The organism is Kocuria himachalensis (assembly GCF_054784195.1).
On the sequence record NZ_BAAGPL010000005.1, the window covers coordinates 114,089 to 125,679 of the forward strand.

General features: G+C 75.6%; 10 protein-coding genes and 1 pseudogene. 3 read left to right on the plus strand and 8 right to left on the minus strand.

Annotated elements, in window-relative coordinates:
• The 8 genes and pseudogenes from hemL to hemE form a co-directional block, all read right to left on the minus strand.
• Positions 1-1,281, minus strand: a 1,281-nt coding sequence (hemL, locus tag ACYVM4_RS03915; protein WP_460667726.1) for a glutamate-1-semialdehyde 2,1-aminomutase, incomplete at its 3' end; no start/stop codon positions are given.
• 53 nt (positions 1,282-1,334) lie between these two features.
• Positions 1,335-2,345: a porphobilinogen synthase gene (gene hemB, locus ACYVM4_RS03920; protein WP_368820357.1), complete on the minus strand. Its 1,011-nt coding sequence runs from the start codon at positions 2,343-2,345 to the stop codon at positions 1,335-1,337.
• 255 nt (positions 2,346-2,600) lie between these two features.
• Positions 2,601-3,449, minus strand: a pseudogene (locus tag ACYVM4_RS03925) (uroporphyrinogen-III synthase); the annotation flags it as partial.
• A gap of 5 nt (positions 3,450-3,454) precedes the next feature.
• On the minus strand, positions 3,455-4,381 hold the full coding sequence (hemC, locus tag ACYVM4_RS03930; RefSeq protein ID WP_368820279.1) for a hydroxymethylbilane synthase: 927 nt from the start codon (positions 4,379-4,381) through the stop codon (positions 3,455-3,457).
• Positions 4,382-4,404: 23 nt separating this feature from the next.
• Complete coding sequence (locus tag ACYVM4_RS03935) at positions 4,405-5,613, minus strand: ferrochelatase (protein WP_368820280.1); 1,209 nt, start codon at positions 5,611-5,613, stop codon at positions 4,405-4,407.
• Positions 5,610-6,359: a hydrogen peroxide-dependent heme synthase gene (gene hemQ / locus ACYVM4_RS03940; protein ID WP_438612790.1), complete on the minus strand. Its 750-nt coding sequence runs from the start codon at positions 6,357-6,359 to the stop codon at positions 5,610-5,612. Before hemQ ends, ACYVM4_RS03935 begins: the two co-directional genes overlap by 4 nt.
• A gap of 3 nt (positions 6,360-6,362) precedes the next feature.
• Positions 6,363-7,901 carry a protoporphyrinogen oxidase gene (gene hemG, locus ACYVM4_RS03945; RefSeq protein ID WP_368820281.1) on the minus strand — a complete coding sequence of 513 codons (1,539 nt, stop codon included), beginning with the start codon at positions 7,899-7,901 and terminating at the stop codon, positions 6,363-6,365.
• Positions 7,898-9,103 (minus strand): uroporphyrinogen decarboxylase, encoded by a 1,206-nt coding sequence (gene hemE, locus ACYVM4_RS03950; protein WP_368820282.1) that lies wholly within the window; start codon positions 9,101-9,103, stop codon positions 7,898-7,900. The genes hemG and hemE overlap by 4 nt, the downstream gene beginning before the upstream one ends.
• Positions 9,104-9,252: 149 nt before the next feature.
• On the opposite strand from hemE, the gene ACYVM4_RS03955 reads away from it, so the two are divergent.
• The 3 genes from ACYVM4_RS03955 to ACYVM4_RS03965 are packed head-to-tail and all read left to right on the plus strand — an operon-like array spanning position 9,253 to position 11,535.
• Complete coding sequence (locus ACYVM4_RS03955) at positions 9,253-10,578, plus strand: glutamyl-tRNA reductase (RefSeq protein WP_368820283.1); 1,326 nt, start codon at positions 9,253-9,255, stop codon at positions 10,576-10,578.
• 50 nt (positions 10,579-10,628) lie between these two features.
• A complete protein-coding gene (locus tag ACYVM4_RS03960; RefSeq protein ID WP_368820284.1) occupies positions 10,629-11,246 on the plus strand; it encodes a TetR/AcrR family transcriptional regulator in 618 nt (205 codons plus the stop codon).
• 52 nt (positions 11,247-11,298) lie between these two features.
• A complete protein-coding gene (locus ACYVM4_RS03965; RefSeq protein WP_368820285.1) occupies positions 11,299-11,535 on the plus strand; it encodes a DUF3107 domain-containing protein in 237 nt (78 codons plus the stop codon).
• Positions 11,536-11,591 lie beyond the last annotated feature (56 nt).

The window sequence follows — 11,591 nt, forward strand, 5'->3', positions numbered from 1 at the left end:
CGCGGCCGGCAGGGCGGAGACGATCCGGTCCATCGCGGCGTCGTCGTGCGCCGCCGAGAGGAACCACGCCTCGAACACCGACGGGGGCAGGTAGACGCCCTGGTCGAGCATCGCGTGGAAGAACGCCGGGTAGCGGAACGTCTCCTGCGCCTTGGCCTGCGCGTAGTCGTGCACACCGGTGGCGGAGGTGCCGAAGGCCACCGAGAACAGGCTGCCGGCCGACTGGATCGAGTGGTCCACCCCGGCCTCGGTCAGCGCCGCGCGGACCGCCTCCTGCAGCTGCGCCGAGCGCCGGTCGACGGTCTGGTAGGCGATCCGGTCCGCGGTGCGCAGGGTCGCCGCGCCCGCGGCCATCGCCACCGGGTTCCCGGACAGGGTCCCGGCCTGGTAGACGGGGCCCAGGGGCGCCAGGTGGTCCATGACCGCGGCCCGTCCGCCCACACCGGCGACCGGCAGGCCGCCGCCGATGACCTTGCCGAACATGAAGAGGTCGGGCTCCCAGCCGTCCTCGCCGGCGGCGGTGAGACCCCAGTAGCCGGCCTCGTGCACGCGGAACCCGGTCAGCACCTCGTCGAAGATCATCAGGGCCCCGTGCTCGCGGGTGATCCGGCGCAGGCCCGCGTTGAAGCCCTCGACCGGGGTGACCACGCCCATGTTGGCGGGCGCGCCCTCGGTGATGACGGCCGCGATCCGGCCCGGGTGGGCGGCGAAGGCCTCCTCCACGGCGGCGAGGTCGTTGTAGGGCAGCACCAGGGTCTCGGCCGCGGTGGCCGCGGTGACCCCGGCGGAGCCGGGCAGGGCGAGGGTCGCGACGCCGGAGCCCGCCTCGGAGAGCAGGGAGTCCACGTGCCCGTGGTAGCACCCGGCGAACTTCACGACGAGGTCCCGGCCGGTCACACCGCGCGCCAGGCGGATCGCGGTCATGGCCGCCTCGGTGCCGGTCGAGACCATGCGCAGCTCGTCGATGGCGCCGATCCGCTCGACCACGAGCTCGGCCAGCTCGGTCTCGCCGCGCGTCGTCGCCCCGAAGGACAGACCACGCTCCACGGCCTCGTGCACCGCCTCGATGACGGCCGGGTGGGAGTGCCCGACGAGGGCGGGCCCCCACGAGCTGACGAGGTCGACGTACTCGCGGCCGTCGACGTCGGTGAGGTACGGGCCCTTGGCCGCGGTGATGAAGGGCGGGGTGCCGCCCACGGACGCGAAGGCCCGCACCGGCGAGTTGACCCCGCCGGGCATGACCTTGCGCGCACGGTCGAAGAGTTCCTGGGAAACGCTCATGGGATCTGTCTGCTTCCTTTCGCCGGGGGTGCCGGCTCGGGGGACGGTGGGGGTCAGGAGAGGCCGTTCTCGTCGCGGAACCAGTCCGCGAGCTCGACGGCGAAGTAGGTGAGCACGGAGTCGGCACCTGCGCGGCGGATGGACAGCACGGACTCCTGGATCGCGGCCCGGCGGTCGATCCAGCCGTTGGCGGCGGCAGCCTCGATCATGGCGTACTCGCCGGAGATCTGGTACGCGGAGACGGGCACCGGGGAGACCTCGGCCACGTCGCGGAGGATGTCGAGGTAGCTCATGGCCGGTTTGACCATGACCATGTCGGCACCCTCGTCCAGGTCCAGCTGCAGCTCGTGCAGCGCCTCCCGGCGGTTCGCGGGATCCATCTGGTAGGTGCGGCGGTCGCCCTGGAGCTGGGAGTCCACGGCTTCGCGGAACGGGCCGTAGAACGCGGAGGAGTACTTCGCGGAGTAGGCGAGGACGGCGACGTCGGGGTGCCCGGCCTCGTCCAGGGCGGAGCGGATCACGCCGACCTGGCCGTCCATCATGCCGGACGGGCCGAGCACGTGGGCGCCCGCCTCGGCCTGGGCCACGGCCATCCGGCCGTAGATCTCCAGGGTGGCGTCGTTGTCCACGGTCCCGTCGTCGGCCAGGACGCCGCAGTGGCCGTGGTCGGTGAACTCGTCCAGGCACAGGTCGGCCATGACCACGAGGTCGTCGCCGACCTCGGCGCGGACGGCGCGCAGCGCCCGGTTCAGGATGCCCTCGGGGTCGCACCCGGCGCTGCCCTCGGGGTCCCGCTCGGCGGGCACGCCGAAGACCATGAACCCGCCGAGGCCCTTGGCCGCCGCCTCGGCGGCGGCGCGCCGGAGCGAGTCCATCGAGTGCTGGACGACCCCCGGCATGGAGCCGAGTGGGGCCGGCTCGGCGAGGCCCTCGCGGACGAACACGGGCAGGATGAGGTCGGACGGGTGGACCCTGGTCTGCGCGGCGAGACGGCGCACGGCCGGGGTGGTGCGCAGGCGGCGGGGGCGGGACACCAGGTCGTAGCGCGGGGTTCGGTGGGTCACGGAGTTCGTCTCCTCGGTCGTCGGGGTCGGTGTGGTCGGTGCGGCGGCTGTCGTCGGAGTCGCTGCCGTCGGGGTCGGTGTGGTCGGTGCGGCGGCTGTCGTGGGAGACGCTGTCGTCAGGGTCGGGGGCGCGACCAGTGTCGTCGAAGGCGGGACCGGTGTCGTCGGCGTCGGCGCGGGCACCTCCGGAGCCGGGTGAGCGGCCCGCCCCGGGTCCGAGAGGGCCCGGGCGAGGGCGTCGCGGATCCCCTCGGGGGTGGGCAGGGCGGCGGCCACGGACGGCAGGCCGCGGCCGGCGGCGGCGAGCCGCGTCGGCTCGCCGATGGCCACGAGGACGGTGCCCGCCAGGACGGCGGGGTCGTCGCCCACGAGCTCGGCGAGGTGGGACGGCGCGGTGAGCACCACGGCGTCGACCTCGCCCGCGGCCAGGACCGTCAGCAGCTCCGACCGGTGGAGCTCGTCCACGTGGTCGTCGGCGCCGTCGGCCGGGGCCGCCCGCGCGAGGGGCGCGGGGGCCGGCCAGGGCACGGTCTCGTAGGCCGTGGCCGTCAGGACCCGGTGCCCCCGGGCGCTCAGCCCGGCCTCGAGGGTGGGCCGGGCCCGGGCGGAGAGCGGCAGCAGGACCGTGCCGGGAGCGGGCTCCGGAGGCCAGTCGGCGAGCAGCCCGGCGGCCGAGTGCGCCGTGTTCGGCACGAGGTCCGGCACCAGCCCGGCCGCCGTGAGGGCCGCGGCCGTGGCGTCCCCCACCGCGGCCACGCGCAGACCGGCCCGCCGTGCCGCCGCGCACCGGTCGCCGAGCGCCGCGCCGGCCGCGTCCCCGGCGACCGCGCGCAGCGCGCGGACCGTGTTGACCGAGGTCACCACCAGCCAGGTCCGGGCGGCGGACTCCGGATCCGCCGCGCGGTCGAGCAGGGCAGCCACCGGACCGGTGTCCCGGGGCAGGGTGGCCTCGAGCAGCGGGGCGAGCCGGACCCGGGCCCCGTGCCCGCGCAGCAGCTCCACGAGCTCCCGGGCCCGGTCGGCGGAGCGGGTGACGACGACCCCGGCGCCGCGCAGGGCGGCGGCCGGGTCCGTGGAGCGGTCGGCGGGGCCGGGGTGCGGCACGGGTCTCAGAGCGTCAACCGGGCCAGCCGGCCGGCGCCGTCGGCGAGCAGCTCGTCGCCCAGCCGGATGCCGAGGGCGCGGGCGTCGTCGACGCCGCCCCCCGCGGTGCGGCCGCTGCGGCGCATGAGCCGGCTGCCGTCCGGGTCCGCCACCACGACGTCGAGCACGAGCTCGCCGTCCTCGATCCGCCCGAAGGTGCCCACGGGCGCCGCGCACCCGGCCTCGAGCCGGGTCAGCAGCGCGCGTTCCGCGGTCACGGCCAGGCGGGTCTCCAGGTGGTCCACCGCGGCGAGGCCGGCGGCGAGCGGGGTGTCGCCGGAGGCGTCCTCGGTGCGGCACTCCAGGGCCAGGGCGCCCTGCCCGGGCGCGGGGAGCATGACGGACGGGTCGATCAGCTCGGTGATCGCCGCCTCCAGCCCGAGCCGCCGCAGCCCGGAGGCGGCGAGCACCACGGCGTCGAGGTCGCCCGGGGCCACGCGCCCCAGACGGGTGCCCACGTTGCCGCGGATGTCGACGATCTCCAGGTCGGGGCGGGCCGCGCGCACCTGCGCCGCGCGGCGCGGGGAGCCGGTGCCGACCGTCGCCCCGGGGGGCAGCTCGGTGAGGGTGAGCCCGTCGCGGGCGCACAGGGCGTCCCGGGGGTCCTCCCGCTCCGGCACCGCGGCGACCTCGAGACCGGGCACGGGAGCGGTGGGCAGGTCCTTAAGGGAGTGCACGGCCAGGTCCACGGAGCCGGCCAGCAGCGCGGCCCGCAGTGCCGTCGCGAAGACCCCGGTGCCACCCATCTGGGACAGGGGCCCGGTCAGGACGTCGCCCTCGGTGCGGATCGTGACGAGCTCCGGCTCGAGCCCGCCCGCCGCCGCGACGGCGTGGGCCGCCGTGGTGGTCTGGGTGAGCGCGAGCCGGGAGCCGCGGGTCCCGACCCTGAACACCGGAAGTTCCTGCGCCGCGGCCGTCACGCCCACCGCACCTCCCCGGTCTCGTCGAGGTCCGCCGGGATGGGCTCGCCGTGGGGGCGCTGCGCGATGGTCGGGCGGGGCCCGGTGGCGCCGCGCAGCACCTTGACGCAGCAGTCCGGGGCGCAGTCGTCGAACCACGTGCCCTGGGCGCACGCGGAGACCCGCGGCGGGGCGGCGCGCCCGGCGACGCGCTGCTCCACGAGGTCGGCGAGCCCGGCCACGAACGCCGGGTGCGTGCCCGCGGTGGGGGTGCGCACGGCCGGGAGGCCGAGCCGCTCGCAGGTCTCCAGGGCCTCGGTGTCGAGGTCCCACTTGACCTCCATATGGTCGGAGACGAAGCCCAGCGGCACGAGGACCACACCGGCGACACCGCGCTCGGCGAGCTCCTCGAGGGCGTCGTTGACGTCTGGCTCGAGCCACGGCACCTGCGGTGGCCCGGAGCGGGACTGGTAGACGAGGTCCCAGGTGTGGTCCCCGAGCTCCTCCGGTCCCACGCGCTCCAGCACGGTCCGCGCCACGGCCAGGTGCTGGGCGACGTAGGCGGAGCCCTCCTCGAAGTCCATCCGGGCCGGCCCGGAGGCCTCGGCGTCGGTGGTGGGGATGGAGTGGGTGCAGAACAGGACCGCGATCCTGCCGCCGTCGGCGCCGAGCCGGCCGCGCACCTGCGCGAGGCCCTCCCGGAGGCCTTCGACGAAGGGCTGCACGAAGCCCTCGGAGTCGTAGTACTGGTGGACCTTGTCGACCTGCATCTCGTCCCCGAGGCCGAGCTCCTCGAGCGCCACCCCGTAGTCCTCGCGGTACTGGCGGCAGCCGGAGTAGCTGGAGTAGGCGCTGGTGGCGAGCACCAGGAGCCTGCGCAGGCCGCGCGCGTGGCACTCCCGCACGACGTCCGTCACGTAGGGCGCCCAGTTGCGGTTGGCCCACAGCACGGGCACGCTCAGGCCCCGGCCGAGCAGCTCGGCCTCGAGGGCGGAGCGCAGCGCACGGTTCTGGGCGTTGATGGGGCTCACGCCGCCGTTGGCCCGGTAGTGGGTGGCGACCTCCTCGAGCCGCTCGTCGGGGATGCCGCGGCCCTTCGTGACGTTGCGCAGGAACGGGAGGACGTCGTCCTGCCCCTCCGGCCCGCCGAAGGACGAGAGGACGACGGCGTCGTAGTCCTCGGGCGCGTGCGCGCGGGCCCGCGACAGGGCGTTCTCGGCGCTCACCGGAGCACCTCCGCGAGCTCCTCGGTGCGGATCCGCCGGCCCGTGTAGAACGGTGTCTCCTCGCGCACGTGCAGCCGGGCCTCCGTGTTGCGGAAGGCACGCATGACGTCGACGAGGTCCACGAGCTCGGGGGCCTCCAGCGCGAGCAGCCACTCGAAGTCGTTGAGCCCGAAGCACGCGATGGTGTTCGCGAGGACCTGCGGGTAGTCGCGCGCCGCCATGCCGTGGTTGCGCAGCATCTCGGAGCGGCGCTGGGCGTTCATGTAGTACCACTCGTAGGAGCGCACGAACGGGTAGACGCAGACCCAGTCCTCCGGGGCGACACCGCGGGCGAAGGACGGCGAGTGGTTCCGGGTGAACTCGGCGTCCCGGTGCACCCCCATCGCGTTCCAGGCCTGTGCGGTGCCGGCCAGGAGCTCCGTGCGGCGCAGCCGGCGGACCGCCGACTGGAGCGCCTGGGGGTCGTCGCCGTGCAGCCACGTGAGGACGTCGGCGTCCTCGCGCATCCCCGAGACGTCGTAGGCGCCGCGCAGCGTCACGCCCTCGGCCGCCAGCTGCTCGACGACGCCGTCGAACTCGGCCGCCGCGGAGGCGTCGTCGCCGGCCGTCCGGGACTCGGCACCGCCGGCGGGGCGGGCGAACACGGACCAGACGGCCCAGTGCAGCCGCTCCGTGCCGCCGTCCTGCGTCGGCTCGGGCGAGGCCGTGGGGTGGCCGTGCTCGTGGGGGCTGGTGTCGTGGGACAAGGATCAGTCCTTTCGTCGGGTGCTGGTCGGTGGGGTCCGTGCCGGCTCGGAGGCGGCCGGCGCGGCGTCGTCCGGGACGCCCGCCTCGGCGAGCAGGGCGCGGACCTGGGCCCGGGTGTCGGCGACGACGGAGGCGAGGCCCGTGCCCGCGAGCCACCCGCCGACCGCGACGGTGTCGGGCAGCTCCGCGAGCGCCCGCCGGAAGTCGGCGACCCGCCGGGCGTGCCCGACGCCGGCGCGGGGCAGCGCGGAGCGCCAGCGCACGATGTCCGCGCCGACGAGCTGGGCGGGCCGCAGGGGCATGCCCATGAGGGTCGAGGCGTCGGAGAGGGCCAGCCGGATGAGCTGGTCGTCGGGCAGGGCCACTTCCGGGGGCACGGCGGTGGCGTCGGGCTGGGCGCGGCCGTAGGAGAGCCGCAGCACGTGCCGGCCGGGGCCGGCGGCCTGCCGCACCCAGTCCCACTTGGCGCTCGCGTGGGTGAGGGCCTTGGCGCGCACGCCGCGGGCGTCCTCGCTCACGAGCAGTCCGGTGCCCCGGGGTGCGCCGTCGAGGCGGGGCTCGTCGACCACGAGCGTGGCCAGGGCCACCTGCGGCCCGGCCCCGGGCGCGTACCGCTGGAGGCCCTCCTCGTGGCTGGCGAGGAGCCGGACGGCGGTCGTCCCGTCGGCGGCCATCACGAGCAGCTCCCCGCGGGCCACGGCGGTCTTGTGGCCGAAGCGCGGCTGGCGCTGGATGACCATCCAGCCCTCGCGCCGGGGGTCGCGGTCGAGGGCGATGACGTCGTAGCCGGTGACGAGCTTCACGCCCGCCCGCTCGAGGTCGTGCACGAGGGTCTCGGACAGGGCGTTCATGCCGCCGCGCAGCCCGGCCACGTTCGCCCCCGCGGGCGCGGCGCGGCGCAGGGCGCCCGCCGCGGCGCCGAGGGAGCCGTGCTCGCGCAGCGCCCGGCGCAGGCCGGGTGCCACGGCGTCCACGTCGAGGTCGTCGGGGTGGGCGGAGTGCACGCCCGTGGCGAACGGCGCGACGAGCCGGTCGAGCACCCGCTCCCCCATCCGGGCCCGGACGAGGCCGCCGAGGGACCGCTCGGTCATGCCGACGAACGCCGGCAGCCTGCGGTCGAGGCCCGCGCGGAGCATGCCGGCCCGGCCGAGGGCCGCCCGCAGCCGGGGAGCGGTCGGGTCGGCGGGGATGCCCAGGATCCCGGAGTCGGGGGCGGGCACGGCGCCCTCCGGCAGGAAGAGCCACGAGCCGGAACGGTTGGGGTGCACCACCCGCTCACCGAGCCCGAGCTCGTCCAGCAGCTCGGGGACCGCCCGGGAGCGGGTCGCGAAGGACTCGGCGCCGGAGTCCAGGACGAGGCCCGCCACCTGGTGGGCGCCGACGGCGCCGCCGAGGTGGTCCTCGGCCTCGACCAGCGTGACGCGCAGCCCGCGCGCGGCCAGGTCGCGGGCGGCCACGAGGCCGGACACGCCGCCGCCCACCACGAGGGCGGAGCGGGGCGGGGTCCTGCGGGCGGGCCTGCGGTCCGGCTCTGCGCTCACGGCCGGCCACCGCCCGGGGACTGCTCCAGCGGCTGGTCGTGGACGAAGGACACGAGGTCGGTCAGCACCTGCGGGTCGGTGCCCGGCGGGACACCGTGGCCGAGGTTCACGACGTGCCCGGGGGCCGAGTCCCCGCCGCGCAGCACCTCGCGCACGTGCTCGGCGAGCACGGGCCAGGGGGCGGCGAGCAGGGCCGGGTCGATGTTGCCCTGCAGCACGGTGGACCCGCCGAGCCGCTTGTTGGCCTCCGTCAGCGGGATCCGGTAGTCCACGCCCACGGCGTCCGCGCCGGCGTCCCGCATCGCGGCGAGCAGCTCGCCCGTGCCCGTCCCGAAGTGGACGCGGGGCACGGCGAGGTCCTCGACGGCGCGCAGCGCGGCCGTCGAGTGCTCCAGGACGTGCTCGGAGTAGTCGGCCAGGGACAGGGAGCCCGCCCAGGAGTCGAAGAGCTGCACGGCCGAGGCGCCGGCCTCGACCTGGGCGCGCAGGAACGCCCCGGACGTCCGAGCCGCCCACTCGGCGAGCGCCCGCCAGGCCGCCGGGTCGGCGTGCATCATCGTGCGCGGCAGCAGGTGGTCCCGGGAGGGCCCGCCCTCGACCATGTAGGCGGCCACGGTGAAGGGCGCCCCCGCGAAGCCGATGAGCGGGGTCGTGCCGAGCTCGGCGACGGTGCGGGCGACGGCCTCGCGGATCGGGTCGAGGGCTGCCTCGTCGAGCTCGGGCAGGGCGGCGACGTCGGCGGCCGTGCGCACGGGGCGCTCCAGCACGGGCCCGCGGCCCGGGACGATCTCGACGTCGACGCCGGCCACGCGCATGGGCACGACGATGTCGGAGAAGAAGATGGCGGCGTCGACGTCGTGCCGGCGCACCGGCTGGAGCGTGATCTCGGCGGCCATCGCGGGGTCCAGGCAGGCGTCGAGCATGGCGGTGCCCTGGCGCAGGGACCGGTACTCCGGCAGCGACCGGCCCGCCTGCCGCATGAACCACACGGGGCGGCGGTCGGGCGCGCGGCCCGTGAGGGCCTGCAGCAGCGGGGCGTCCAGCGTGCCGGCGGAGCGCAGCGGATGGCCCTGCGGCAGCGCCCCGAGCGATCCGGTCAGGCGCCGGAACGCCGCCGAGGGGTGGGTGCCGCCCGTGGAGTGCCCGGGAACGGCTGCGGTCGACGTGTCCGGCGTGCTCGCCGTCTCAGGGGTGGTAGGCATAGTGCTCCCATTGTGCCAAGGAACACCGACGTCGTTTACCGACGCAGCGTCACCGGGGACCGGTGCGGGCCGGACGGTGACGGACGTGAGCGGTCTCTCGGACGTCACCGAGTCGCCGATCCGCGGTGACCGTCTAGTATGAATGCACTGTGGTCCTCTTCGCTCTCGTCGCCTCCCATCAGAACGTCGATCTGAACACCGTTGCGCGTCTCAGCACCGGTGCGCTCGGGCTGTCCGAGGAGATGGTCCGCAGCGGACCGCTCCGGGGGGCCGTGACCCTCTCGACGTGCAACCGGCTCGAGATCTACGGCGAGCTCGAGGACGCACCGGGCGTCTCGTCCGGCGCGGCACTGGACCGGGTCCTGGCCGAGCTCGCGGAGCAGATCGGCTCCCGGGCCGGGCTCGACCCCGAGTTCGTGGCCGACTCCCTGCGAGCCTTCACCGACTCCGGCGCCGCGCGCCACCTCTTCACCGTGGTCTCCGGACTGGAGTCCGCCGTGGTGGGCGAGCGCGAGATCACCGGGCAGGTCCGGCGCGCCCTCAACGACGCCCAGCAGGCCGGGACGGTCTCGGGCAAGCTCCAGCGGCTGTTCGAGGCGGCCGCCCGCACCGCCCGCAAGGTGGGCACGCAGACCGCCCTGGGCGAGCGGGGCCGCTCCATCGTCTCCGTGGCCCTGGACCTCGCCGACGACGTCACGTCCGGCACCTGGACGTCGCGCCGGGCCCTCGTGTTCGGCACGGGCGCCTACGCGGGGGCGACCATGGCCGCCCTGCGCGACCGCGGCTGCGCGGACATCGAGGTGTACTCGGCGTCGGGCCGGGCCGGACAGTTCACGGAGAACCGCGGCGGCACGCCCGTGGGGACCGAGGAGCTCGCCGCGGCCCTGGAGCGCGCCGACGTCGTGATCGGCTGCAGCGGCGGCTCCGCCCCCATGGGCGCCGCCGCGTTCCCCGCCGGGTCCCGCACCGTGGTCGACCTGGCCCTGACCCGGGACTTCGACCCCGCCGTGGCGGACCTGCCCGGCGTCGAGCTCATCACCCTGGAGTCGGTGCGCGTGGCCGCCCCCGACGAGACCCGGGAGTCCGTCGACGCCGCGAGCGGGATCGTCGAGCGCGCCGCCCAGGAGTTCGCCGCGAGCCAGGACGCCCGCGACATGGACGCCGCGATCGTCGCCCTGCGCAAGCACACCATGGCCGTCCTGGACGCCGAGCTCGAGAAGGTCACCTCCCACCACGGATGCACGGCCGCGCAGGAGCAGATCGAGCTCGCGATGCGGCGCATGGTCCGCTCCCTGCTGCACACCCCCACCGTCCGCGCGCGCGAGCTCGCCGCGCAGGGCCGACAGGACGAGTACATCACCGGTCTGGCGGCGCTGTACGGGATCGAGGTCCCCGCCCCCGCCGCAGAGGGGACCGCGCCCCCGGCGGCCGAGGCGCCGCCGGAGGCCGCCCGCCGCTCCCAGGCCGCGGGGTAGGGCAGCATTCGTTCGGCCGGCGCCGCCGGCCGGTTGAGGAGGAACGGTTCATGACTGAGACCAGGAGAGGCCGCCCCGCGCGCCTCCCGCGCGAAGCCCGCCGGCGGCAGCTGCTCGAGACGGCGCTGACCGTGTTCTCCTCGAACGGCTACCACGGGTCGTCCATGGACGACATCGCCGACGCCGCCCAGGTGAGCAAGCCCGTGCTCTACCAGCACTTCCCCGGCAAGCGCGAGCTGTACCTGGCCCTCGTGGACCACTACCTCCAGGAGCTCTCGACCGGGCTCGTCTCGGCCCTGCAGGGCAGCGACGTGAACCGCGAGCGGGTGGAGTCCATGCTGGACGTCTACTTCGGCTTCGTGGAGGCCAATCCGGAGGCCCACCGGCTGATCTTCGAGTCGGACCTGCTGGCGGACCCGGAGGTCGCGGAGCGCTTCGAGAGCTTCCACCTGGCCGTGGCGGACTCGATCGCCGGGGTCCTCGGGCCCAACGCGGGACTGAGCCACCCGCACGCGGTGCTCGTCTCGCGCTCCCTCACCGGCATGGCGCAGACCGCCGCGGTGCACTGGATCCGCAACCCGGGCACCGGCGGCCGGGCCGAGGCCCAGCGCCAGATCTTCCGTTTAGCTTGGGGCGGAATCTCCATCATCGACGAGGACTGGGAGTAGCGCCCTCCTAGACTGACCGGGACGCATCCCGCAGCCCTGTCCAGGAGGAACCATGGAAATCAAGATCGGTGTTCAGCACGTCGCCCGGGAGATCGTCGTCGACTCCGCCCTCCAGGCGCCGGAGGCCGTGGAACTGATCACCGCGGCCATGTCCTCCGGGTCCCCGCTGACCCTGACGGACACCAAGGGCAACGTGACGGTCGTCCCCGCCGGTGTCATCGGCTACGCCGCCGTCGGCGCCGAGCAGAAGCGGGCGGTCGGCTTCACCCCCTTCACCAAGGACGACTGAGACCCCGTCCGCCCGGCACGGCGGACCCGGCCCGGCGACCGCACGGAGCGTGCGCG